The organism is Pseudarthrobacter oxydans, assembly GCF_030812335.1.
Lineage (GTDB): Bacteria > Actinomycetota > Actinomycetes > Actinomycetales > Micrococcaceae > Arthrobacter > Arthrobacter oxydans_B.
The window spans coordinates 80454-104303 of sequence record NZ_JAUSSN010000004.1 but is presented as its reverse complement, the minus strand read 5'-3'; the positions used below and the strand labels follow the sequence as shown (position 1 = coordinate 104303).

General features: G+C 69.0%; 21 protein-coding genes. 16 read left to right on the top strand and 5 right to left on the bottom strand.

The features are described from left to right. Positions 1–103: 103 nt before the first annotated feature. From J2W14_RS08030 to J2W14_RS07970, 13 genes are all read left to right on the top strand, one after another. Positions 104–1852 carry a nitrite/sulfite reductase gene (locus tag J2W14_RS08030; protein WP_307460913.1) on the top strand — a complete coding sequence of 583 codons (1749 nt, stop codon included), beginning with the start codon at positions 104–106 and terminating at the stop codon, positions 1850–1852. After that, the gene (locus J2W14_RS08025; RefSeq protein WP_370871225.1) at positions 1849–2640 is read left to right on the top strand and encodes a phosphoadenylyl-sulfate reductase; all 792 of its coding nucleotides are present in this window, start codon (positions 1849–1851) and stop codon (positions 2638–2640) included. Before J2W14_RS08030 ends, J2W14_RS08025 begins: the two co-directional genes overlap by 4 nt. Further along, entirely contained in the window at positions 2637–3608 is a 972-nt protein-coding gene (cysD, locus tag J2W14_RS08020) for a sulfate adenylyltransferase subunit CysD (RefSeq protein WP_307460908.1), read from the top strand. The genes J2W14_RS08025 and cysD overlap by 4 nt, the downstream gene beginning before the upstream one ends. After that, positions 3608–5041, top strand: a complete 1434-nt coding sequence (locus J2W14_RS08015; protein ID WP_307460905.1) for a sulfate adenylyltransferase subunit 1 — start codon at positions 3608–3610, stop codon at positions 5039–5041. Before cysD ends, J2W14_RS08015 begins: the two co-directional genes overlap by 1 nt. Before the next feature lie 90 nt (positions 5042–5131). Next, positions 5132–5893 (top strand): hypothetical protein, encoded by a 762-nt coding sequence (locus J2W14_RS08010; protein ID WP_307460902.1) that lies wholly within the window; start codon positions 5132–5134, stop codon positions 5891–5893. A gap of 217 nt (positions 5894–6110) precedes the next feature. After that, the gene (locus J2W14_RS08005) at positions 6111–7277 is read left to right on the top strand and encodes an RtcB family protein (RefSeq protein ID WP_307460899.1); all 1167 of its coding nucleotides are present in this window, start codon (positions 6111–6113) and stop codon (positions 7275–7277) included. Positions 7278–7515: 238 nt separating this feature from the next. Further along, positions 7516–8688, top strand: a complete 1173-nt coding sequence (locus J2W14_RS08000; RefSeq protein ID WP_307460894.1) for an ABC transporter substrate-binding protein — start codon at positions 7516–7518, stop codon at positions 8686–8688. 43 nt (positions 8689–8731) lie between these two features. Further along, the gene (locus J2W14_RS07995) at positions 8732–9457 is read left to right on the top strand and encodes an ABC transporter ATP-binding protein (RefSeq protein ID WP_307460892.1); all 726 of its coding nucleotides are present in this window, start codon (positions 8732–8734) and stop codon (positions 9455–9457) included. Further along, positions 9447–10382 carry an ABC transporter permease gene (locus J2W14_RS07990; protein ID WP_307460889.1) on the top strand — a complete coding sequence of 312 codons (936 nt, stop codon included), beginning with the start codon at positions 9447–9449 and terminating at the stop codon, positions 10380–10382. The genes J2W14_RS07995 and J2W14_RS07990 overlap by 11 nt, the downstream gene beginning before the upstream one ends. Positions 10383–10461: 79 nt before the next feature. Further along, positions 10462–10941, top strand: a complete 480-nt coding sequence (locus J2W14_RS07985; RefSeq protein ID WP_307460887.1) for an SRPBCC family protein — start codon at positions 10462–10464, stop codon at positions 10939–10941. A 42-nt stretch (positions 10942–10983) separates the two neighbouring features. After that, on the top strand, positions 10984–11280 hold the full coding sequence (locus tag J2W14_RS07980; RefSeq protein ID WP_307460885.1) for a putative quinol monooxygenase: 297 nt from the start codon (positions 10984–10986) through the stop codon (positions 11278–11280). 335 nt (positions 11281–11615) lie between these two features. Further along, positions 11616–12932, top strand: a complete 1317-nt coding sequence (gene cobA, locus J2W14_RS07975) for a uroporphyrinogen-III C-methyltransferase (protein ID WP_307460882.1) — start codon at positions 11616–11618, stop codon at positions 12930–12932. Positions 12933–13041: 109 nt separating this feature from the next. Beyond that, positions 13042–14514: an FAD-dependent oxidoreductase gene (locus J2W14_RS07970; protein WP_307460879.1), complete on the top strand. Its 1473-nt coding sequence runs from the start codon at positions 13042–13044 to the stop codon at positions 14512–14514. A 195-nt stretch (positions 14515–14709) separates the two neighbouring features. Here J2W14_RS07970 and J2W14_RS07965 read toward each other — a convergent pair whose 3' ends face one another. Then, positions 14710–15456 (bottom strand): GAF and ANTAR domain-containing protein, encoded by a 747-nt coding sequence (locus J2W14_RS07965; RefSeq protein ID WP_307460876.1) that lies wholly within the window; start codon positions 15454–15456, stop codon positions 14710–14712. Between the two features lie 184 nt (positions 15457–15640). Here J2W14_RS07965 and J2W14_RS07960 point away from each other — a divergent pair, with 184 nt between their 5' ends. After that, positions 15641–15847, top strand: a complete 207-nt coding sequence (locus J2W14_RS07960) for a hypothetical protein (RefSeq protein ID WP_307460874.1) — start codon at positions 15641–15643, stop codon at positions 15845–15847. A 154-nt stretch (positions 15848–16001) separates the two neighbouring features. After that, the gene (locus J2W14_RS07955) at positions 16002–17003 is read left to right on the top strand and encodes a DNA topoisomerase IB (RefSeq protein WP_307460871.1); all 1002 of its coding nucleotides are present in this window, start codon (positions 16002–16004) and stop codon (positions 17001–17003) included. A 133-nt stretch (positions 17004–17136) separates the two neighbouring features. Here the strand turns inward: J2W14_RS07955 and J2W14_RS07950 are convergent, their stop codons facing one another. Further along, positions 17137–18084 carry a DUF1206 domain-containing protein gene (locus tag J2W14_RS07950; RefSeq protein ID WP_307460869.1) on the bottom strand — a complete coding sequence of 316 codons (948 nt, stop codon included), beginning with the start codon at positions 18082–18084 and terminating at the stop codon, positions 17137–17139. Positions 18085–18221: 137 nt separating this feature from the next. Here J2W14_RS07950 and J2W14_RS07945 point away from each other — a divergent pair, with 137 nt between their 5' ends. After that, on the top strand, positions 18222–18758 hold the full coding sequence (locus J2W14_RS07945) for a hypothetical protein (RefSeq protein ID WP_307460866.1): 537 nt from the start codon (positions 18222–18224) through the stop codon (positions 18756–18758). 144 nt (positions 18759–18902) lie between these two features. Here J2W14_RS07945 and J2W14_RS07940 read toward each other — a convergent pair whose 3' ends face one another. The 3 genes from J2W14_RS07940 to J2W14_RS07930 form a co-directional block, all read right to left on the bottom strand. After that, entirely contained in the window at positions 18903–19583 is a 681-nt protein-coding gene (locus J2W14_RS07940) for a FadR/GntR family transcriptional regulator (protein ID WP_307460863.1), read from the bottom strand. After that, positions 19580–20932 carry an MFS transporter gene (locus tag J2W14_RS07935; RefSeq protein WP_307460860.1) on the bottom strand — a complete coding sequence of 451 codons (1353 nt, stop codon included), beginning with the start codon at positions 20930–20932 and terminating at the stop codon, positions 19580–19582. Before J2W14_RS07935 ends, J2W14_RS07940 begins: the two co-directional genes overlap by 4 nt. A gap of 163 nt (positions 20933–21095) precedes the next feature. Beyond that, positions 21096–23828 carry a cation-translocating P-type ATPase gene (locus J2W14_RS07930; RefSeq protein ID WP_307460857.1) on the bottom strand — a complete coding sequence of 911 codons (2733 nt, stop codon included), beginning with the start codon at positions 23826–23828 and terminating at the stop codon, positions 21096–21098. Positions 23829–23850: the final 22 nt, after the last annotated feature.

Sequence of the window (23850 nt, the reverse complement as noted above, 5' to 3'; positions counted from 1 at the left end):
CCACTTCAAGGCTCGCCGACGCTTCGTGACGATTTGTTGCCCTAGGTGACCTCGCGTTTCCGGACCTTTGTGACGGCATTACGGCCCGCCCTAGAGTCGATCCATGACTGATACAGCTCTAGCCGGAGCGTCCCCGGACCAGGCTGCCCCAGGCCGCACCAAGCGCCCCACCTCCCGCCCCGCCGCAAAGCCGCACGGGCAGTGGAAAGTGGACGGCACCGAGCCGCTGAACGCGAACGAAACCTGGAAGCAGGAAGACAACGGCCTGAACGTCCGCGAGCGCATCGAGTCCGTCTATTCCAAGCACGGCTTCGACTCGATCGAGGGCACGGACCTGCACGGCCGCTTCCGCTGGTGGGGCCTCTACACCCAGCGCAAGCCCGGGATCGACGGCGGCAAGACCGCCACGCTCGAGCCGCACGAGCTCGAGGACAAGTACTTCATGCTGCGGGTCAGGATCGACGGCGGTGCGCTCACCACCGAGCAGTTGCGCGTCATCGGCCAGATCTCCGTCGACTTCGCCCGCGACTCGGCCGACCTCACCGACCGCCAGAACATCCAGCTGCACTGGATCCGGGTCGAGGACGTCCCCGAAATTTGGCGCCGCCTCGAGTCGGTGGACCTGTCCACGACGGAGGCCTGCGGCGACGTGCCCCGCGTCATCCTCGGCTCCCCGGTCGCCGGCATCGCCAAGGACGAGATCATCGACCCGACGCCGCTGATCCACGAGCTCGCCGAACGCTTCATCGGCGACCCGGAACTGGCCAACCTGCCGCGCAAGTTCAAGACCGCCATCACAGGCCACCCCAGCCAGGACGTCGTCCACGAGATCAACGACGTCGCCCTGGTGGGCCTGGTCCACCCCGAACTGGGCATCGGCTACGACCTCTGGGTCGGCGGCGCGCTCTCCACCAACCCGATGCTGGGCAAGCGCCTCGGCGCCTTCGTCCGGCCGGACCAGGCCGCCGACGTCTGGCTCGGCGTCACCAGCATCTTCCGCGACTACGGCTACCGGCGCATGCGCACCAAGGCCCGGCTGAAGTTCCTGCTGGCCGACTGGGGCCCGGTGAAGTTCCGCCAGGTCCTCGAGGACGAATACCTCGGCTACAAGCTCGACGACGGCCCGGCCGCGCCGAAGCCCTCCACCCCGGGCGACCACATCGGTGTGCACGAGCAGAAGGACGGCAAGTTCTTCATCGGCGCCACCCCGCTGGCCGGGCGCCTCTCCGGCGGCCAGCTCGTGAAGCTCGCCGACACCCTGGAGGCCCGCGGCTCGCAGCGGCTGCGCACCACCCCGCACCAGAAGCTCGTCGTTCTCGACGTGCCCAAGGACCAGGTGGAACCGCTCGTCGCCGAACTCGACGCCCTAGGCCTCTCCGCCCGCCCGTCCGTGTTCCGCCGCGGCACGATCGCCTGCACCGGCATCGAATACTGCAAGCTCGCCATCGTCGAAACCAAGGTCACGGCCGCCACCGCCGTCGCCGAGCTGGAACGCCGCCTCGCCGACCTCGTCGAAACGCAGCAGCTCCCGCAGGCCCTGTCGCTGCATATCAACGGCTGCCCCAACTCCTGCGCCCGGATCCAGACCGCGGACATCGGCCTCAAGGGCATGATGCTTCCCACGCCCGACGGCGACCCCACCCCGGGTTTCCAGGTCCACCTTGGCGGCGGGCTGGCTTCCGACAGCCGCGAGGAGGCGGGCCTCGGACGCACCGTCCGCGGCCTGAAGGTCACGGCCGAGGACCTGCCTGACTACGTCGAGCGCGTGGTCCGGAAGTTCGTGGCCGACCACACCGAGGGCCAGACCTTCGCCGAGTGGGCCTTCGCGGCCGATGAGGGTGATCTGCAGTGAGCAAGCACGCGCTGGGGGTTGACCCCGTAGCTGGTGCAGCTCCGCAGGAGGCTGCTCCCCAGGGGGCGGCCGCCGTGGCCACGCCCGTCCTCCGCACCCACGACGAGCTCAAGGTCATCGCCGAATCCGGCGCCGCCGAGCTCGGCTGGGACGCCCCGGCCCGCGAGGTGATCGCCTGGGTGGCGCGCAACTTCGAGCTGCCCGCGGTCGCCGTCGCCTGCTCCATGGCCGACGCCGTCCTGCCGGCGCTCGTCGCGGACCAGCTTCCCGGCGTCGACGTGCTCTTCCTGGAGACCGGCTACCACTTCCCGGAAACCTATACGACCCGCGACGAGGTCGCGGCGAGCCTGCGCGTCAACGTTGTCGACGTGCTGCCGGAGAACACCGTGGAGCAGCAGGACCGGCTGCTCGGCAAGGACCTCTTCGCCCGCGACGCCGCCCAGTGCTGCGCGCTGCGCAAGGTCGCCCCGCTGCGCCGCACCCTGGCCGGCTACGAGCTCTGGTTCACCGGGGTCCGCCGCGACGAGGCCCCCACCCGCACCAACACCCCGCTGGTCACCTGGGACGACGTCAACGGCCTGGTTAAGGTCAACCCGGTGGCGGCCTGGAGCTTCGACCAGCTGGTCCAGTACTCCGATGACAACCTTCTCCCCGTCAACCCGCTGCTTTCACAGGGCTACCCGTCCATTGGCTGCCAGCCCTGCACGCGCAAGGTGGCGCCCGGCGACGACCCCCGCGCCGGCCGCTGGGCAGGAACCGACAAGACAGAATGCGGACTACACGTATGAGCATCAAAACCACCAACGAGGACCTGGAGCTTTCCGTGCTGGATCTTGACGCTGATTCTCCGAAGGCGGCGCATCCCCGCCTCTCCAGCCTGGACACGCTCGAGTCCGAGGCGATTCACATCATCCGCGAGGTCGTTGCGGAGTTTGAGAAGCCTGCGCTGCTGTTCTCCGGCGGCAAGGATTCCGTGGTGATGCTGCACCTGGCCACCAAGGCATTCTGGCCCGGCAAGGTGCCTTTCCCGGTGCTGCACGTGGACACCGGGCACAACTTCCCCGAGGTCATCGAGTTCCGCGACCGGACCGTGGAGCGGCTGGGGCTCAAGCTCGTCGTCGGCTCCGTTCAGGAGTTCATCGACTCCGGCGATCTGGCCGAGCGTGCTGACGGCACCCGCAACCCGCTGCAGACCGTCCCGCTGCTGGATGCGATCCAGCGCAACAAGTTCGACGCCGTCTTCGGTGGCGGCCGCCGCGACGAGGACAAGGCCCGCGCCAAGGAACGCATCCTGAGCCTGCGCGACGAGTTCGGCCAGTGGGACCCGCGCAACCAGCGGCCCGAGCTGTGGAACCTCTACAACGGCCGGCACACCGTGGGCCAGCACGTCCGCGCGTTCCCGATCAGCAACTGGACCGAACTCGACGTCTGGCGCTACATCGAGCGCGAAAACATCGACCTGCCCGGCCTCTACTACGCCCACGACCGCGAGGTCTTCGCCCGCGACGGCATGTGGCGCGCGGTCGGCGAGGTCTCCCAGCCCCGCGACACCGAGCAGGTCATCACCAAGACCGTCCGCTACCGGACCGTCGGCGACATGTCCTGCACCGGCGCCGTGGAATCGTCCGCCGCCACCGTGCGCGACGTCGTGATCGAAGTTGCCGCCTCCACCATCACCGAACGTGGCGCCACCCGGGCGGATGACCGCATCTCCGAGGCCGCCATGGAAGACCGCAAGAAGGATGGCTATTTCTAATGAGCACCGAAATCGACACCGCCCGCGCGGCTGCCCTGCTTGACGAGGCGCCCCTCGCGCACGCTTCGCTGTTCCGTTTCGCGACCGCCGGATCGGTCGACGACGGCAAGTCCACCCTGGTGGGCCGGCTCCTGCACGACTCCAAGGCGATCCTCGCCGACCAGCTCGACGCGGTCGCCCGCACCTCCGCGGACCGCGGCTTCGGCGGCGCCGGCGCGGCCGGCATCCAGGCGATTGACCTCGCGCTGCTCACCGACGGCCTGCGCGCCGAGCGGGAACAGGGCATCACCATCGACGTCGCCTACCGCTACTTCGCCACGGACCGCCGCAGCTTCATCCTCGCGGACTGCCCCGGGCACGTGCAGTACACCAAGAACACGGTGACCGGCGCGTCCACCGCGGATGCCGTCGTCGTGCTCATCGACGCCCGCAAGGGTGTCCTCGAGCAGACCCGACGGCACCTGTCCGTGCTGCAGCTGCTGCGGGTGGCGCACGTGATTGTCGCCGTGAACAAGATCGACCTGGTGGACTTCAGCGAGTCCGTGTTCCGCGAGATCGAGGCCGACGTGCAGAAGGTGGGCCGCGAGCTCGGCCTGGGTGCGGACGGCATTGCCGATCTGCTGGTCATTCCGGTGTCCGCGCTCGACGGCGACAACGTCGTGGACCGCTCGGACCGCACGCCCTGGTACGACGGCCCGGCCCTGCTCGAGGTCCTGGAGACGCTGCCGGCCGCGGACGAACTCGAAAGCCACCTGGAAAGCTTCCGCTTCCCGGTCCAGCTCGTCGTCCGGCCGCAGGGGGCGCTGGCTCCCGACGCCGTCGCCGCCGGGCTCGACGTCGAAGGCTACCGCGACTACCGCGCCTACGCCGGCCAGATCACCGAGGGCTCCGTGAAGCTCGGGGACAAGGTCAGCGTCCTCACCCCGGGCCAGGCCCCGCGCACCACTACGGTGATCGGCATCGACTTCGCGGGACGGCGGCTCACCGAGGCCGTGGCGCCGCAGTCCGTGGCCCTGCGCCTGGCGGACGAGTTCGACGTCGCCCGCGGGGACACGATCGCGGCGGCCGGCACCATCCGGGAAGCCTCGGCCGACCTGTACGCCGCGCTGTGCTGGCTTTCGCCGAAACCGCTCCGCGAGGGCGCCAAGGTCCTGGTCAAGCACGGCACCCGCACGGTTCAGGCGCTGGTCCGGAACGTGACGGGAAAGCTGGACCTCGCCAACTTCCAGCTCGAGCCGACCACCACGCTGGAGCTCAACGACATTGGACATGCCCAGCTGCGGCTCGCCGCGCCGCTGCCGCTGGAGAACTACCTGCACCACCGCCGCACCGGGGCGTTCCTGGTGATCGATCCGCAGGACGGTAACACGCTCGCCGCCGGCCTCGTCAAGGACCACCCCGGCGACCACGAGGACGAGCGCTACTCGATCTGAGCCGGTCCTTGAGCTGGGCGTGCTAAGGCCCGGTCCCAAAACCTGAGCGTGCAGCCCTGGGTTTAGCTGACTGCGGGCTAGAGTCGTCGCATGAGGACGGGATGGAAGCAGCTGGACCCACTGCAGCGAGGCCTGCTCATCGGGCTGGTCCTCGGTGTGCTTCCGGCTGTGCTCGCCCGGGATCCGCTCTGGATTGCGGCCACTCTGGCGGCAGGGGCAGTCACCGGCAACGTTGTCGCACGACGCCGTAAGCGTGCCCGGGCAAAAGCGCGCGCTACGAGCACAGGGGCACCTGTGACCCGTCAGCAGCGTCGGCAGGACAAGGTCGACCAACGAGAATTCAGGCTGAGAGCTGCTTCCTCCTACCAGGGCCGCGAACTGCTGTACCGCGGCGCCGATCGCTCCACGGCCCTGGAACGGGTCCGCGCCAAAGTCCCCGGCTTCGCGGACGAACGCTATGAGGCGGCACTGTCCGATGCCGTCGCCCAGCTCGAGCGACTCCGCCGGCACTCCCTGGAACGACGAGCCAAGAACATCGCCGAGGCTCGCCTCCAGGATGTGCTCAACGCGGTGTTCGCCCTGCACTACGTCAACGGACGCTTTGGCCGGCAAAATATCGACGACGGGATCGTCCTGATCCATCTGCACGAGGTGCTGGGTGACCTGTGGTCGGCGGAGGAGATCGAGGCGGCTCTCGCCCGCTCAGCCACCTTGATCGAGGACGGGATGCGCTATGGATGGCAGCCGGACCAGACGGGGCAACATCTGGACGAACTCGCGACCCGCCACCCAGGTTTCAACCTCCCCAACCTGCACGCAGCCTTGGCCTGGGGTTACCAGAGAAACCGGTGAGCCCGCGGGGGCGGTGGACGCCTACTGGCCACATCGAGCCACTTGGGTCAGCGGCCGCAGGTTGATGAGCGTGACGGCAGGCAGCAACAGCGGCCGCAGAGCCGGTCTAGGTGAGTCGTCATGCGCCGAAAGAACCCTAGCTACTTGCGGGTCGCCGTCCAGGACCCCTTGCCACCCGGCCGGCGGACCACGATCATCGTCGTGGGAGGGCAGATCGTTGGAAGTCATCAACAGCAAGCTGTTCAGCTGGGCCTCGATCCTTGACGACGCGACCCGCCAGCAGGCCCTGGCCACGGCGCAGCTGTCGGTCATCTTTCCGCATCTGGCGCTCATGCCGGACGCCCACCTGGGCCTCGGCGCCACCGTGGGATCAGTCATCCCCACCCTCGGCGCCGTCATCCCCGCGGCCGTGGGCGTGGACATCGGCTGCGGCATGATCGCCGTGCGCACGCAGTACTCCGTCAAGGACCTGCCGAAGGACCGCAAGCCGCTGCGGGAGGGCATTGAGCACGCCGTTCCGCTCTCCGCCGGCCACTTCAACCACAGGATCAGCGCCACCGCCGCACCCCGGATTGACCAACTGCGGCGCCTGGCGGCGAAGGCGCGGTTCGACCCCGGCCAGTACGCCGCCAACTGGACGCTGCAGCTGGGATCGCTGGGCTCGGGCAACCACTTCATCGAGGTGTGCGCCGATGAGACGGATGCCGTGTGGCTGTTCCTGCATTCCGGCTCCCGCGGCGTGGGCAACAAACTCGCGCAGCGGCACATCGGCGAGGCCCGGAGCTTGGTCCGGAGCGGGAAGGTCGTGGTGCCGCACCCGGATCTGGCCTACCTCCGCGAGGGCACCCCCGAATTCGACCGGTACATCCGGGAGCTCCGCTGGGCCCAGCACTTCGCCCTGCTGAACCGCGAGGAAATGATGGACCGGGTGGTCCGGCAGTTCGAATCCTGGACCGGCGGCTCCGTCCGCGAGGCCGAACGGATCAACTGCCACCACAACTTCACCGCCAGGGAATGGCATTACGGCAAGTCCGTCTGGGTCTCGCGCAAGGGAGCGATCCGGGCCGAGGCGGGCGACCCCGGGCTGATTCCCGGCTCCATGGGCACCGCATCCTACGTCGTCGTCGGGCTGGGGAACAAAGAGTCCCTGAACTCCTCCCCGCACGGCGCCGGACGGGAATACTCCAGGCATGCGGCGCAGAAGACCTTCACCCTGACCCAGCTGAAGGCCGCCATGCAGGGCATCGAATTCCGTCCCAGCAAGGCCTTCATCGACGAGATCCCGGCGGCGTACAAACCCATCGACACGGTGATGCGCGACTCCGCGGACCTTGTCAAGATCCGGCACAAGCTCCGGCAGCTCGTCAATGTTAAAGGCGACTAAAGCGCCATAAATCCGCTGTAAAGCCCGGATGACGGTCCCGCATATGACGCCGCATGAACCCGCGTGACCCCGGGTTTCCGGACCGTTGAACCGCGTTCCCCGCAGTCCCTATGGTGAAGCAATGACAACCACGGAACTGCTTCCCCCTGGCCCCGCCGGCCGGGTACCCCGGGGGCGATGTCGCCGGCGCTGACCACCCGCCCGGCCTCCCGCTCACCCCAGGAACAGGACCTCCCTCATGTCATCGCCCTCGAACACCCCCACCCCCGGCCAGACCCCCGGAACCACCCGGATCGTCGCCGGTGAATCCGCCAAGCCCAGGCGCAGGCGCGCGCTGGAGATCAGCCTGGCGGTCGGCCTCGTGCTGCTGATCGCCGCCGGCGCCGCCGTCGCGTCGTCGCTGAACCGCACCAATGACGCCGCCGCCGCTGCGCCCGCGGCCACCCCGGCTGCCGAACTCAAGCTCGGCTACTTCGGCAACATCACGCACGCCCCGGCCCTCATCGGCACGAGCCAGGGCCTGATCGCGAAGAGCCTCGGCGAAACCAAGCTCAGCACCCAGGTCTTCAACGCCGGCCCCGCCGCGATCGAAGCCCTCAACGCCGGCGCCATCGACGCCACCTACATCGGCCCCAACCCGGCCATCAACTCCTACGTCAAGAGCAAGGGCGAATCGATCAGCGTCATTGCCGGCGCCGCGTCCGGCGGGGCGCAGCTGGTCGTCAAGCCCGAGATCACCTCGGCCGCGGACCTGGCGGGCAAGAAGCTCGCGACCCCGCAACTCGGCGGCACCCAGGACGTGGCCCTCCGCGCCTGGCTCGGCCAGCAGGGCTACCAGACCAACACCGACGGCAGCGGCGACGTCGCCATCAACCCCACCGAGAACGCCCAGACCCTGAAACTCTTCCAGGACGGAAAGCTCGACGGCGCGTGGCTCCCGGAGCCCTGGGCCTCCCGCCTGGTCCTCCAGGCCGGCGCGAAGGTCCTGGTCGACGAGAAGGACCTGTGGGAGAAGGGCGAGTTCATCACCACCGTCCTGATCGTCAACAAGAACTTCGCCGCCGCGCACCCCGAGACGGTCAAGGCGCTGCTGAAGGGCCACGTCGAATCCGTGGACTGGCTCAACGCCGCCCCCGCGGCGGAGAAGTCCACGGTGCTCAACGCCGCGCTCAAGGACTCCGCCGGCGCCGCCCTGCCCGCCGACGTGATTGACCGCTCGCTCCAGAACATCGTCTTCACCGTCGACCCGCTCGCCGGAACGTACCAGAAGCTGCTCCAGGACGGGGTCGACGCCGGCACCACCAAACAGGCCGACATCAACGGCATCTTCGACCTCACGGCCCTGAACAGCGTCCTCGGCGAGGGCACCACGGGCACGAAAATCTCAGCGCAGGGACTGGGCAAGGACTAGCCGGTCCTTCCCCCAGCCCGCCAACAGAAGTAAGGACGTGACCATGCCAGTCGTACTGGAAAACCTGGGCAAGCGCTTCGGCGACGGCGCCCCGGTGCTGGACGACGTCAACGCCAGCATCGGGCAGGGCGAGTTCGTCGCCCTGCTCGGTGCCTCCGGCTGCGGCAAGTCCACCCTGCTGAACATCATGGCGGGACTGGAGGCCCCGACGTCGGGCGCCCTGGAGGTGCCCAGCGACGGCGCCGCCTTTATGTTCCAGGACGCGGCGCTGTTCCCCTGGCTGAACGCGCGGGAGAACATCGAGCTGGCCCTGAAGCTGCGCGGCGTCGGGAAGGCCGAGCGGAGGATCAAGGCGGGGGAGCTGCTGGACCTCGTGCACCTGGGCGGAGCCGGCGACAAGCGCCCGCACGAACTCTCCGGCGGCATGCGCCAGCGCGTGGCTTTGGCCCGGTCGCTCGCCCAGGACCGGCAGCTGCTCCTGATGGACGAGCCGTTCGCCGCCCTGGATGCGATCACCCGCGACCTGCTGCACGATGAGCTGGAGCGGATCTGGAAGGAAACCGGCCGCACCATCGTTTTTGTCACCCACAACGTCCGCGAGGCCGTCCGGCTGGGCCAGCGCGTGCTGCTGCTCTCCTCCCGGCCCGGCCGCGTGGTGCGGGAATGGCACGTAAGCGAAGAGCACCGCACCGACGCCGGACTGGCCGGCCAGCTCACCGGCGAAATCACCGCCCGGCTACGCGAGGAGATCCGCCGCCATGCCAAATAAACCAACGTCCCTGGTGGAGCCCGCCGAGACCCGCCACATCACCGCGGCCCTGACCCGGTCCTCGACCGGCCCGTCCGACCTGCGCGAGCTCGAGGCCGGGCTGGACTCGCTGCAGTCCGACGCCGTGCGCAAGGCCCGCGTCGACTGGAGCCGAGTCCTGCTGCCGGTCGCCGCGCTCGCGGTGCTCGTCCTCATCTGGCAGCTCTACGTGTCCCTGGGCTTCAAGCGGCAGGACCTGGTGCCCGGGCCGCTGGATGTGCTGGGGCAGCTGGGAACTCTGTGGGCCGACGGGAAGCTGCAGGAAGCGGTATGGACCTCGCTGCAGCGCGGGCTCGTCGGGTTCCTGATCAGCGTGGCCATCGCGACCCCGGTCGGGCTCCTGCTCGCCCAGGTCGCGCCGCTGCGCCGCGCGTTCGGCCCGCTCATCTCCGGCCTGCAGGTGCTGCCGTCCGTGGCGTGGGTGCCGGCCGCCATCATCTGGTTCGGCCTGACCGACGCCACCGTGTACTTCGTGGTCTTTATGGGCGCCATCCCCTCGATCATCAACGGGCTGATCTCCGGCGTGGACCAGATCCCGCCGCAGTACCGCAGCGTCGGGAAAGTCCTGGGCGCCTCCCGGCTCCAGCTGGCGCTGCAGATCATCCTTCCGGCAGCGCTGCCGGGTTACCTGGGCGGACTCAAGCAGGGCTGGGCCTTCTCCTGGCGCTCGCTCATGGCCGCGGAAATCATCGCCGTGGGCGGCACCATCGGCTTCGGCCTGGGCTCGCTCCTGGACCAGGGCCGCGTGCTGTCCGACATGACCACCGTGATGGCCGCGATCCTGATGATCCTCGCCGTCGGCATCCTGATCGAGCTGCTGTTCTTCGGCCCGATCGAAAAGCGCCTGCTCCGCCGTCGAGGCCTCCTCGCCGGCAGCACCCGCTAGGCACCCCAGCACAACCCGACAACGGGCCCCGACGGCGACTACCGCCGTCGGGGCCCGCTGTGTCTGGCAGACTGGCGGCATGACCGTGAGCTTCGTCTGCCGCACCGAGTCCGTTCTGCCGAGGGAGCAGCTGTTCGACCGGGCGCGCAGCATTGACGCGCATGTGGAGACGATGGCGGCCTCGGGGGAGCGTGCCGTGGCCGGGGTCACTGCAGGACTCATCGGCGCCGGCGAGGAAGTGACCTGGCGAGCCCGTCATTTCGGCGTCCCCCTGACCATGACCAGCCGCGTGACCCGCCTCGACTACCCGGCCTCGTTCGTGGACGAACAAGTGAAGGGCCCCTTCAAAGCATTCCGCCATGTCCACGAGTTCGCGGCCAACGGCGCCGGCTCGGTCATGACGGACCGGATTGAGTTCTCGGCACCCTTTGGACCCGTGGGCTGGCTGGTCGAGCGGGTCGTTCTGCGCCGCTACCTGCAACGCCTTATTGCCGGGCGCGGTGCCCTCCTCGCGAAGCCTTGTCCGGACCCCGGGACCGGCCTACACTCGCGGCTATAGGCCGGGTTCCGGCCGATCCAGCCCAATTCTGAGGAGACAGCCGTGGCGCCAAAATATGGAGTGCTGGCACTGGTCGAAGCAAAGCCGGGGAAGGAACAGGACGTCTGGGACTTCCTCAACGGGGGCCGGGAGATCGTTCTGGCGGAGCCCGGCACCCGGACCTGGTACGCCTTCCGGGTCAACGAGAACACTTTCGGCATCTTCGACTCCTTCGACACCGAGGAGGACCGGCAGGCCCACCTCAACGGGGCCATTCCCGCCGCCCTGGGCCAGCACGGGCCCGAGCTGTTGGCCAAGGACCCCGACCTCAAACTGATCGAGCTCATCGCCGTGAAATAGGGGATGGCCGCCCGGCCGCCTGCCAACTCGCCTGCCGTCCGGGGGGACTTTGACGCGGAGAGGCCGTCACATGAGCCCGAGCTGGCTGTTCCGGCCGGCAAAGTGCCCCCGGACGGCGACGGGGACGGGGACAGGACGCCCAGGATGCCGCGCGGGCCGGCCCCGGACGGCGAACGGGTGCCCCGGGACGGCGACTGGGACGGCGACAGGGAGACCCAGGGTGCCCCCCGGGCCGCCTCCCGGACCGCGACAACTATGTGACGTGGCGTTACCCCGCGTGAACGGGTGTTTCCGCACCGTTGTTTAGGCCCCTGGCACCGCCCTATCGTCGATGCATGGCAATTCAGGACATTTACCCCACGGCGCTGCGCCTCCTCGGCCGCCCCGTGCTGGTCGTCGGCGGCGGCCCGGTCGCCGCACGCCGCGCCAAGGGACTGCTCGACGCCGGCGCCCGCGTCACCGTCGTCGCGCCCCTGGCCTGCCCCGCCCTGACCGGCCTCGCCGACGCCGGCCTCCTCGCCTGGGAGCCCCGCACCTACCGCACGGCCGACGTCGACGGCGTCTGGTTCGTCCAGACCGCGACCGGCGACGCCGCCGTGGACGCGCAGGTGTCGGCCGACGCCGAGGCGCAGCGGATCTGGTGCGTCAACGCCTCCGACCACGAGGCCTCCGCCGCCTGGACACCCGCCGTAGCCGTCGTCGATGACGTCAAGATCGCCGTGAACGCCGGGGGAGACCCGCGCCGCGCCATGGCCCTGCGGGACGCCGTCGCCACCGCCCTGGAAACCGGGGACCTCCCGCTGCGCCGGCAACGAACCACCACATCCGCCGGAACCGTCGCGCTCGTCGGCGGCGGACCCGGCGACACCGGGCTCATCACCGTCCGCGGCCGGCGGCTGCTCGGCCAGGCCGACGTCGTCGTCGCGGACCGCCTGGGCCCGCGCGAACTCCTCAGCGAACTGGCCCCCGACGTCCGCGTGATCGAGGTCGGCAAGACCCCCGGCCACCACCCCGTCCCGCAGGCCGAGATCAACCGCATCCTGGTCGACGAGGCCCTGCAGGGACACCGCGTGGTCCGGCTCAAGGGCGGCGACCCGTACGTCCTGGGCCGCGGCGGCGAGGAAGCCGAATTCTGCCGGCAACACGGCGTTGAAGTTGAAGTGGTCTCCGGCGTCACCTCCGCCATCTCCGTCCCGGCCGCGGCCGGGATCCCGGTCACGCACCGCGGCCTGGCCAAGGGCTTCAGCGTCGTCACCGGCCACGAGGAACTCTCCGAAGTCCCCGCCCGGGCCGACCACACCGTGATCCTGCTCATGGGCGTGGGCCAGCTGCGCGATTCCGCGGCCTCGCTGGGACGCGCCGGTTTGCCAGCGGGGACACCTGTTGGCATCGTAGAGAATGGTTATTTGCCGAACCAGCGGGTGACCATCGGAACGCTCGGGACCATCGCGGATCAGGCGGAGGCGGCAGGCGTCGCGAACCCCGCCGTGATCGTGATCGGTGACGTGGTCCGCGTCAGCCCGTTCGCGCCGTCGCACTTCAAGACCGCGGACTACAGCACCACCTCCCCGAACGCCCCGCGCACCGCCAGCACCACCACCAGCACCACCGCGACTACCAAGACCACCCAGACCCGCGTACTAACCCCCTGAACCGCATACCGACCCCCTAAACCCCGTCGATTGCTCCACAACTGCCGTTATCAGGCCCCAAAAGGGCAGGTGTGGAGCAACGGATGCAGAAGAACAAAGGAACACAGCCGTGTCAACGAACACCCCTGTAGGAACTGCTGCCCGCCCGCTGCGCATCGCCGTCGTCGGCTCCGGACCCGCCGGTGTGTACGCCGCGGACATCCTGACCAAGAGCGAGGCCGTCAAGAGCGGCGAGCTCACGGTCAGCATCGACCTGTTCGACCGCTACCCGGCGCCCTACGGACTGATCCGCTACGGCGTGGCCCCGGACCACCCGCGCATCAAGGGCATCGTCAACGCCCTGCACAAGGTCCTGGACCGCGGCGACATCCGCTTCTTCGGCAACGTCGACTACGGCACGGACCTCTCGCTCGAGGACCTCCGCACACACTACGACGCCGTCATCTTCGCCACCGGCGCGATCAAGGACGCGGACCTGAACATCCCCGGCATCGAACTCGAGGGCTCCTACGGCGGCGCGGACTTCGTCTCCTGGTACGACGGGCACCCGGACGTCTCCCGCGAATGGCCCCTGGACGCGAAGGAAATCGCCGTGATCGGCAACGGCAACGTCGCCCTTGACGTCGCCCGGATGCTCTCCAAGCACGCCGATGACCTCCTGGTTTCCGAAATCCCGGACAACGTCTACGCCGGCCTGAAGTCCTCCCCGGTCACCGATGTGCACGTCTTCGGCCGCCGCGGCCCCGCCCAGGTGAAATTCACCCCGCTGGAGCTGCGCGAGCTGTCCCACTCCAAGGACGTGGACATCATCCTGTACGCCGAGGACTTCGAGTTCGACGCCGAATCGGACCGGCAGATCCAGAGCAACAACCAGACCAAGACCATGGTCGGCACGCTCACCAACTGGATCGCCGAGCAGCCCGAGGACCTCTCAGAGCTCACGGCCTCCCGCCGCCTGCATCTGCACTTCCTGCACAGCCCGGTTGAGGTGTACGGGGACAATACCGGCGAAGCCGGTGCGCCCGGCCGCGTCGCCGGCATCAAGTTCGAGCGCACCGAGCTGGACGGCACGGGCCGCGCCCGCGGCACCGGCGAGGTCGTCGACTACCCGGTCCAGGCCGTGTACCGCGCCATCGGCTACTTCGGCTCGTCGCTGCCCGAGGTCGAGTTCGACCACAGCAAGGGTGTCGTCCCGAACGACGGCGGCCGCGTCCTGGATTCGTCCGGCGCCCACGTGCCGGGCATCTACGCCACCGGCTGGATCAAGCGCGGCCCGGTCGGCCTGATCGGGCACACCAAGGGCGACGCCCTGGAGACCGTGACGTACCTGCTCGAGGACCGCGCCAACCTGCCGCTGGCCGCGGCACCCGCCCCGGGCGCCGTCGTCGAACTGCTGGAGAACCGCGGCGTGCAGTACACCAGCTGGGAAGGCTGGCTGGCCCTGGACGCACACGAGCGGTCCCTGGGCGAGAAGTTCAGCGCCGACGCCGGCACGGACGGCCTCGTCCGCGAACGCGTCAAGGTGGTCCCGCGCGAGGACATGGTCCAGATCTCCCGCGATGGAGTGGCCGCGGAGGTCTAAGCGCCAACCTGGTGACCCCGATTGTGCAGGACGGAGCCGCCCGGTCGCGGTCACCACGCGGTGACCGCGACCGGGCTCGGCCGGGGTGCCGTGGCACCGGTTTGCCGGACAGGCCCCGGGGCACGGCGGACCTGCCGGTGGGGCGGCTGCAACTGAGCCGCGGTTGCGAAAAGACGCGGGCGTTCAGCTCTTGGCTCAGCGTGTTCCGGGATTGATGATTTCTCCGCTGCTGGCGAGATGATCGGCGATATCCCGAAGCTTGATGTTGGACCGGGAACTGGCGCGGCTGAGGACGACGAAGGCTTGCTCGGCCGTGATCTTGTACCGCTCCATCAGGATGCCTTCGGCCTGGCCGATCGCCTGTCGGGAAGCCAGGGCTTCGCCGAGTTGGCTGATTTTTTGGGAGTCCGCGAAGGCCACCGCAGCGTGGGCTGCCACCAGCATTCCGACCTGTTCGGATTCGCTTGAGAAGGCATTGGGGCCGTCACCATAGAGGTTCAGCGCACCCAGCCGGTCACCCTCGACGAATAACTGGAATGACAGCATGCTCCGCGCCCCGAGTGCCACGGCACCCCGGGAGAACTCAGGCCAGCGTTTCTCCTGGCTGAGGTCCGGGACACGGACGACGTGTTTCTCATAGGCAGCGTCCAGGCACGGGCCCTGCCCGGTGGAGTTTTGCAGGGCATCGATTTGTCGGGGAAAGTCCCCTGATGCGACTTCTGATTCGATCTTCTTGCGGGCCGTGACGAGGCTGATCGAAGCATGCGCGGCACCCGGCACAAGTTCCACGGCAGCATCGAGGATGCCGGAGAGGACGCCCTGAACGTCGTCTTCGTGCTGCAACTCCCGTGCGAGCTCACTGAGTTGGGTCGCCAGCACCCCGCTGGCCGTCCTGTCATCGTTCCGGGTCTGGCTTGTCTCTGGTCCGTCAGCACCCATCATGAGCCTCCGCTTTCCCTCGCATTTCTTGATTCTATGCCTCATGACAAAGCCTGGGCGGGGTCCGGAGTACCCTAGCCAGCGGCCATCAGTGCCGGTAGCCACTCGCGGCCGTGGCGGGTCGCCCTGTACTGTCCCTCTTGGGTGCATGTAGGGCCCGGACGCCCACGTGAAAGATGGAGAAGGCATGACGACGGAGAACCTGCATCTGACCCCGGCGGAATCGTTTCCCGAGCACTTGGAGAAGGTCTCGGACCGGGAACTGCAGATACTCGACAGCCAGGTCCAGCGCCAGATCGACCACGAGATCGTGGCCGGGGGAGAGGCGAACCCGGAAACGGAGTTTCGGCGTTACGAGCTGAACGAGGAGTTCGGAAACCGGGAAAGCCGCTAACAGCCTTGCCGTTACACCTGGGGCTCGGATGCGGGTTCAGCTGGTTCAACTTGTAGGTAATCAGTAGGCTTACCGTCATGGAAGCGCAGCAGATGCCAAGCACGCCCGGACCAGGTCCCCGCCAGCCAGGACCCCGCCGGCCAGGAGCCCGCCGGTGAGGCTCCGGCGCAGCAACGCGTCCGGCCGCGGCTACCGCAGGGTCCCGGCCGGGACCGGCTTCAGCTACAAGGACCTGGACGGCTCCACCCTGCCGGCCGGGCCGGTGCGCGAGCGGCTGGAGAGCATCGGCATCCCGCCGGCGTGGACGGATGTCTGGATCGCGCCCTACGACAACGGGCACATCCAGGCCACCGGGGTCGACGCCGTCGGCCGCCGCCAGTACATCTACCACCCGGGCTGGCGCGAAAAGAAGGACCGGGTCAAGTTCGACCGCGCCCTCCAGCTCGCCGAAACGCTGCCCGCCGCGCGCCGGCTCGTCACCATGGACCTGCGCTCCGAGGGCCTTACCCGGGAGCGCGTGCTGGCCGCCGCCTTCCGGATGCTGGACAGCGGCTCGCTGCGGGTCGGCTCCGAGCGGTACACGAATGAAAACGGCAGCCACGGCCTGGCCACCCTGCTCTGCGCGCACGTCGGCGTGCGCAAGGACGAGCTCCGGCTCAGCTTCCCCGCCAAGAGCGGCAAGAACTGGGAATCGCGGATCCACGACGCCGACCTGGCCGCCGTCGTGCGCCAGCTCAAGCGCCGCGGCGGCAACGCCCGCCTGCTGGCCTACAAGGACGGCCGGCGCTGGCACCCGGTGACCAGCTCGGACATCAACGACTACGTCAAGGAACGCACCGGCCAGGACTTCACCGCCAAGGACTTCCGCACGCTGCGCGGGACCGTGGCCGCGGCGGCGAGCCTGGCGAAGAGCGGTCCGCAGCCGAAGGTCTCGGCCCGGAAGAGGGCGGTGAGCCGGGCCATGCTGGACGCGTCCGACGTCCTCGGCAACACGCCGTCGATCGCCCGGAAGAGCTACGTGGATCCGCGGCTGCTGGACCACTTCTCCGCGGGGGAGACCATCGACCCGAAACGGGCGGACTCCGCCGAATCCGAGGTCCGCGCCCTGCTGTACCAGGAGGGCGACGTCGTTCCGCTGCGGAAGGCCGCGGGGTAGCTGCCGGGCCGGCCGACGGCGGCGCCGTGCGGGCCGACGGCGGGCTGGACGGCGGCGGGTTTGGACGACGGCGAGTTGGACGACGCCGGGCCGGCCGACGGCGGCGCCGTGCGTCGGGTTACACCCGCCCGGGCTACATCCGGCCGAAGCGTGCCCGGACCAGCGCGAACAGCCCGTAGGCGATGAAGCCCGCGCCGATCGCCAGGAGCAGGACTGGGCCGAACGGGTGGTCCTGCAGGGCCTTGAGGCTGCCATCCAGCCCGGTGGACGAGCCGGGATCGTTGGTGGCGGCGGCGATGACAAACAGCAGGCCCGTCAGGATCAGCGCCACACCCTTGGCAATGTGGCCGGTGACGCCCAGACCGCTGATCAGCCGGCCCCGGCGCATCCCCTCAAAGTGGCGCAGTTCCTCCTTGAACTTCTTTCCCGCGCCCTTGACGATGAAGTACACGCCGATCCCGATGATGGTCAGGCCCAGGCTGATCAGCGCCGGCACCCCGAAGGGGCTGCGGACCAGGGCGGTGCTGAAGTCGCGGGTCGAGTCGCCCGAATCGCCCCGGTTGCCCAGCGCGAACCCCGCGAAGCTGAGCCCCACGCTGCCGTAGGCGATGCTGAGGAAGCCGGAGGAGACCAGCTTCCCGAGCCGCTGCCGGCGTGGAAGGTGCCGGGCCCGCAGCGTCGCCTCACTGAGCTGCCACAGGGAGAGCCCGGCGCAGGCGATGAACCCCGCCCACATGACCGCCGGACCCCACGGGTTGGCCGCGAGCTGTTCGATCGCCCCGGTCGGCTCGGCCTGGCCCGGGGCGCCCAGCACCAGGGCCACGGCAATCGCGCCGATCACGATGTGCAGCAGCGCCATCACGGCAAAGCCGGAGCGGGCGACGACGTCGAGCGCCGCGCTGTCCGACGCGGACTCCGCGGCGTCGGCAGCATCGCCGGCGGCCGCGCCCAGGGCTCCGCCCCGGGTTTCGTCTGAGGTTTCGTCCCTGGTTCCGTCTGAGGTTTTGCCGCCGGCCTCGCCCGTCGTCTCGCCTACGGCTCCGCCGGGCGCTGGCTGGCCGTGTGGCCCCGGTGATTCCATGCCGACGAGTCTAGTCAGGGCAGGGCGCCTCCCCGGAACTACCAAGTTTTTCATAAGTGTGCTTACCATAGCCGGAACGTGGCCTTTCGTGGGCCCCGACTGTTCCAGACTCGAATGCAGACGATAGGAAGCTCACCATGGCAGGAAATCTTGTTGCCCGATCCATCCACGACCTGACGGCGGGTGCCTGGTTCGGCGGTTCGCTGATGGGCGCCATCGGCCTGAACGGCGCGACGGCGGAAGCCAAGGATCCGGCCGAACGCACCCGGCTCTCGAGCCTGGGCTGGAAGAAATGGGCCCCGGTCCAGACGGCGGCCTTCGGCGCGCACATTCTCTCCGGCCTGGCGATCATGTGGGAGAACAAGGGCCGGATGGCCAAGCAGGACGGCGTCACGCGCCTCAGCGTCATCAAGACCGTCGTCACCCTCGCCGGCGCCGGCGTAACCCTGTACGCCGGGCTCCAGGGCGCCAAGGTGGACAAGCTCGCGAGCGAAGGTGCCAAGGGCGCCACCGAGCCCAAGCCCGGCGCCTCCGAGGAACTCCGCTCCGCCCAGCAGCAGCTGAAGGTCCTGCAGTGGGCCATCCCGGTCTTTGCCGGCACCGTGATTGTCCTCGGCGCCAAGCACGGCGAGATGCAGCGTCCCAAGAACGTCTTCGCGGGCCTCGCACGCTAATCGCGGGCAGCGGTGTGGCGTCGCGCTAGATTCGCGCTCGCCGCACGGCACGGCGCGGCGTCAGCCGCCGCCGTCACCCGCACAAGCAAGGCCCCCGCACCGGAAGCGGATTCCGGTGCGGGGGCCTTTTGCTGCCCGGGGCAGCTACTGCTGGATCCACTCCGCGCAGGAGTTCAGGTTCCGGTGCACGCTCTCGACGGCGGCCGTTTCGTCGTGCGCGGCGATGGCGTCGACGAGTTCGTCGTGACCTTCGTGCGGGAGGCCGTTGAAGCCGGCACGGCCCTGCTGCCGGAGCAGGTCGGCGTGGAAGACGACGCCGAAGCTGACGTACAGCTCGTGCAGCAGCGGATTGCCCGAAGCCTGCGCGACGAGGACATGGAAGTCCCAGTCCGCCCGGGCCCAAGCGGCATAGTCCTCGGCGAGCCAGGCGACCCGGCGGGCCTCCAGCAGCCCGCGCATCGCCTCGACGTCGTCGGCCGTGGCGTGGCGGGCCGCGAGCCGGGCGGCCTGGGTGTCCAGGCCGACCCGGACCTCCAGGATGTGGACCTGCGAGTGGTCCCGGTACATGCGCTGGGCCGCGCCGGAGATCTCACTCGTGGCGCGGACGTAGGTCCCGTCCCCGCGCCGGACCTCCAGCATGCCGCTGTGCGCGAGGGCCTTGATCGCCTCGCGCAGGGTGCCCCGCGATATGCCGAGGGCGGCCATCAATTCGGGTTCGGCCGGGATCCGCTGCTGCAGCGGCCATTCGCCCGAATGGATCAGCTCCCGCAGCTTGGCGGTGACCTCCTCCACGAGCGGCGGCCGGTGCGATGTAGTGAGCGTCATGACTGTGCCCTTCCGGCTGAGAAACGGGTGGGCGTCCCGCCGGCCTGCAGTTCCGCCGGCGGCAGCTCCGCAGGCGCCGGTTCCGCAGCCGCAGGCTCCGGTGGCCGGGGAACCTTGGGCTTGGCGGTCAGCAGGTGCCCGACGGCGATCTGGCCCAGTGCCACGGCCAGCAGCAGGATCAACGGCAGCGTCCAGGAGTCGGTGGCGCTGTGCAGCAGCCCCATGCCGAAGGGACCCAGTGTCGCCAGCAGGTAGCCCGCGGACTGCGCCACCGTAGACAGGGCGGTGGTTTCGGCCGTGGTGCGGCCGCTGCGGCTGATCATCACCATCACCAGCGGGAAGATCCCCAGCCCGAAGCCCAGCAGTACCGCGGTCAGCGGCGCCCAGGTGACCGGCAGGACGAGCATGGACAGGACGCCCACGGCCATCGTGACCGTGGCGAGGTAGAAGGCGGTGCGCCGCAACCGGGGGCGTGAGCCGATCGCGACCAGCGCCATGCCGGACGGGACGGAGACGAGCTGCATCAGGCCGAACATCAGCCCGCCTTCGGAGGCTGTCATGCCCAGGGTGACCAGCATGTAGGGGAACCAGCTCAGCACGGCGTAGGCCAGCAGGGCCTGGACCGTGAAGCCGAGCGTGATCAGCATGCCCGTGCGGGTCCGCAGCAGGGGCCAGGGGGAGACCCGGCCGGCCTTGACGGCGGGCGCGTTGCGGTGGGCGTGCAGCGCGATCGGCAGGAAGCCGAGGCAGGCGCCGAGCGCCAGGAAGCCGATCGCTCCGACGCCGGCGGAGGGCGAGCCGAGCTGCTGCGCGACCGGGACGATCAGCACGGCAACCACGGTGGCGCCGGTCGTCATGGTCACGGTATACAGCGCCGTCATCAGCGAAGTCCGGTGCGCGAAATAGACCCGGATGAAGGACGGCATCGCCACGTTGCAGATCGCCAGCCCGGACATCCCGACGACGGTGCCCGCCATCAGCATGCCCGTCGAGGGGATTCCGCGGACCAGCAGCCCGGCCGCGAGCAGCACCAGGGAGAGCAGGATCGCCTTCTCGAGCCCCAGAACCCGGGTAAGCCACGAGGTTGCGGCGCCGGCCACCGCGAAGGACAGCGTGGGAATCGAGGGGATGATGGCGGCGATCAGCGGCCCGTAGCCCAGGACCGCCTGCAGGTCATGCAGCAGCGCGGCGGCGCCGGTGATCCCGGCGCGCAGGTTGAGCCCGATCAGCACGATCGCGACGACGCCGGCGATGACCACGCTGCGCGGTGCGCGCACGACGGCGGGAGGTGCTGTGACGGCGGGGCATGCTGTCTGGGGAAGGGCGGACGCCGCCGTGCTGGTAGCCATTTCTAAAGGTTAGACGTTTGACGTTTGAGGTGTCACCTTTAGTGGCGAATATCTCGGCAGGTGACTTGCCCACGCCCCACCAAGCAACGCGGAGTCACTTAGCGCCCAAGACGCGGCCCGGGATGGGCGCGATGTGACCCCGCGATGCTTTTAGAAGGTGGGGTCAGCGCGCGTGCCGGGCCCGCAGGATGAGCTTGAACAGCTCGCCCAGGAGCAGCAAAAGCACCGCCGGAACCAGGCAGGCCAGCCACTGCTCGCCGTTGAGCGCCACGGTGCCGAACAGGTCCTGCAGCACCCGCATCTGGGTGATCAGCATGGAGCCGACGAAGGCCCACGCGAACGCCCAGAGCAGCTTCGGGTTGGAGAACGTGGAGGGGCCGAAGGCGCTTTCGGTGGGGTAGCGGAGGTTGAGGGCGACGGCGATGTTCATCAGCCCCAGGCCCACGATGGCCATGCTCTGGCCGATCTCGAGGGAGCCGTAGGAGGTCTTGCCGATCTCCACGAGGACCAGTGTCGCGGCCGCCATGAACAGCCCGACCACAAACAGCCGCACCATCATCGACCGGACGATGATCGGCTCGTTGAAGGGCCGGGGCTTGCGGTCCATGATGCCCGGCGTCGCGAGGTCCAGGCCCATGACGGCACCGATCGGCGCGACGATCGCCATGTGGATCCACAGCACCTGGGCCGGGCTGAGCAGCGCCGTGCCGGCGATCGCGAAGGCCGAGGACCCGATGAAGGCGAGGATGAACATAAAGAGGTTGGCGACCTGGATCCGGATGAACTTCTGCAGGTTGTCGTACACCAGCCGGCCCTGCTCGACGGCGGTCACGATGGTGGCGAAGTTGTCGTCCGCCAGGATCATCTTGGCCGCGCCCTTGGCGACGTCGGTGCCGGTGATGCCCATCGCGATCCCGATGTCGGCCGCGGCGATGGCAGGCGCGTCGTTCACGCCGTCGCCGGTCATCGCGACGATGTGGCCCTTGCGCTTGAGCACCTCGACCAGCCGGACCTTGTGCTCGGGGGCCACACGGGCGATCACGCCGATGCCGTCCACCTGGCTGTCGGCCTCCGTATCGCTCATCGCCGCGAACTCGGCACCGGTGACCGCCCGGCCCCGGATGCCCAGCTCGTCGGCGATCGCGGCCGCGGTGATGGCGTGGTCGCCGGTGATCATCCGGACCCGGATGCCGGCGTGCTTGGCCTTGGCGATGGCGGCCACGGCTTCGGCCCGCGGCGGGTCCACCTCGCCGATCAGCGCGCAAATCTCCAGATCCTGCATCAGCGCCATCAGGTCGCCCGAGGACTGGAACGTCGCGGGGTCGAACTCGCGCTGCGCCAGGGCGAGCACCCGCCGGCCCTGGCTGGCGATCCGTTCGTTCGCGGCGAGCACTTTCGCCCGCATCTCCTCGGTGAGTATTTCGGCGCGGCCTCCCGGCATCCGCCCGGACGATGACCGGTTGAGCACGACGTCGGGCGCGCCTTTCACGTAGGCGCGGATCACGGGCCTGCCGTCGGCCCCCGGCATCCGGTGGAAGGTGGCCATGAACTTGTAATCGGAGTCGAAGGGCACCGACGCGACCCGCGGGTTGTTCCGGCGGAACTCCTTGACGTCCACACCGCCCTTCTGCGCGAGCACGTACAGCGCAGCCTCGGTGGGGTCGCCGATCACCTCGCCGTCCTGGATATCGGAGTCGTTGCACAGCGCGCACGGGAACATCACATAGTCGAGGTTCTGCTCGGCGTCGCCGGTGGTCCGCTTGACCTGCCCGTCGAAGCTGTAGCCCTCACCGCTCACCGTGTAGTGGTGCTGCACGGTCACGAACTCGCGCACCGTCATCTGGTTCAGGGTGAGGGTGCCGGTCTTGTCCGAGTTGATCGCCGACGTCGAGCCCAGGGTCTCGACGGCGGGCAGGACCTTCATGATGGCGTTCTTCTTGGCCATGTTGACCGAGCCCACCGACAGGATCGTGGTGACGACGGCGGGCAGCGCATCCGGGATGGAGCCGACGGCCAGCGCCACGCCGATCCCGAAGAGCACCGCGAAGGAATCGCCCTGCGCCAGGCCCATCACCACGATGGCGACGAAGGCGAAGAGGGCGGCGATGATGATGAAGATGGTGAGCCGGTCCACCTGCTTGGTGAGCGGGGTCTTCTCCACTTTCTGCCCGGACAGCATGTGGGCGATGTGGCCGACCTCCGAGCCCATGCCCGTGGTGGTCACCAGGATCTCGCCGTGGCCCCGGGTCACGTTGGTGTTCATGAATGCCATGTTGAGCCGGTCCCCGATGCCGACGTCGTGCCGGCCGATGACGGCGGTGTCCTTCTCGACCGCGACGCTCTCGCCGGTCAGGGCGCCCTCCTCGATCTGGAGGGTCGCCGCCAGGATGACCCGGCCGTCGGCGGGGACCCGGTCACCGGCGTCGACCACCACAATGTCGCCGGGGACGATTTGTTCGGCGGGGATTTCGGCCATGTCGCCGTCGCGGCGCACCTTGGCCATCGCCTTCATCATCTGGCCCAGGGAGGCGGCGGCTTCTTCAGCCTTGCCTTCCTGGTGATAGCCGAGCCACGCATTGAACAGCGTCAGGATGGCGAGCCCGATGGCGGTCCCGTATTCCGCGATCAGCAGGCTGACCAGCGCGGCGACCACGAGCACGATTTGCATGTAGTCCCGGTAGTGCTTGAAGAACCGTTTCCAGACCGGTTCCTGCTTCGCGGCGGCCAGGGCATTGGGGCCGTACTCCTGCAGCCGCTCCTGCGCCTCGGCCGCGCTCAATCCGCGGGCCGGGTCCACCCGCAGTTCGGCCGCCACCTCGGCGGGCGCGAGCGTGTACCAGGGGGCGTCCGCCTCGGCCCGGGCCACTGCTGCCGCCGTTCCGGGATTGTCCTTCATGACTTCCTCCTCATCACGGCAC

Coding starts and splice junctions, on each gene's coding strand:
- J2W14_RS08030 (WP_307460913.1), top strand. CDS start 104: ATGACTGATACAGCTCTAGCCGGAGCGTCCCCGGACCAGGCTGCCCCA.
- cysD (WP_307460908.1), top strand. CDS start 2,637: ATGAGCATCAAAACCACCAACGAGGACCTGGAGCTTTCCGTGCTGGAT.
- J2W14_RS08015 (WP_307460905.1), top strand. CDS start 3,608: ATGAGCACCGAAATCGACACCGCCCGCGCGGCTGCCCTGCTTGACGAG.
- J2W14_RS08010 (WP_307460902.1), top strand. CDS start 5,132: ATGAGGACGGGATGGAAGCAGCTGGACCCACTGCAGCGAGGCCTGCTC.
- J2W14_RS08000 (WP_307460894.1), top strand. CDS start 7,516: ATGTCATCGCCCTCGAACACCCCCACCCCCGGCCAGACCCCCGGAACC.
- J2W14_RS07995 (WP_307460892.1), top strand. CDS start 8,732: ATGCCAGTCGTACTGGAAAACCTGGGCAAGCGCTTCGGCGACGGCGCC.
- J2W14_RS07990 (WP_307460889.1), top strand. CDS start 9,447: ATGCCAAATAAACCAACGTCCCTGGTGGAGCCCGCCGAGACCCGCCAC.
- J2W14_RS07985 (WP_307460887.1), top strand. CDS start 10,462: ATGACCGTGAGCTTCGTCTGCCGCACCGAGTCCGTTCTGCCGAGGGAG.
- cobA (WP_307460882.1), top strand. CDS start 11,616: ATGGCAATTCAGGACATTTACCCCACGGCGCTGCGCCTCCTCGGCCGC.
- J2W14_RS07965 (WP_307460876.1), bottom strand. CDS start 15,456: ATGATGGGTGCTGACGGACCAGAGACAAGCCAGACCCGGAACGATGAC.
- J2W14_RS07960 (WP_307460874.1), top strand. CDS start 15,641: ATGACGACGGAGAACCTGCATCTGACCCCGGCGGAATCGTTTCCCGAG.
- J2W14_RS07950 (WP_307460869.1), bottom strand. CDS start 18,084: ATGGAATCACCGGGGCCACACGGCCAGCCAGCGCCCGGCGGAGCCGTA.
- J2W14_RS07945 (WP_307460866.1), top strand. CDS start 18,222: ATGGCAGGAAATCTTGTTGCCCGATCCATCCACGACCTGACGGCGGGT.
- J2W14_RS07940 (WP_307460863.1), bottom strand. CDS start 19,583: ATGACGCTCACTACATCGCACCGGCCGCCGCTCGTGGAGGAGGTCACC.
- J2W14_RS07935 (WP_307460860.1), bottom strand. CDS start 20,932: ATGGCTACCAGCACGGCGGCGTCCGCCCTTCCCCAGACAGCATGCCCC.
- J2W14_RS07930 (WP_307460857.1), bottom strand. CDS start 23,828: ATGAAGGACAATCCCGGAACGGCGGCAGCAGTGGCCCGGGCCGAGGCG.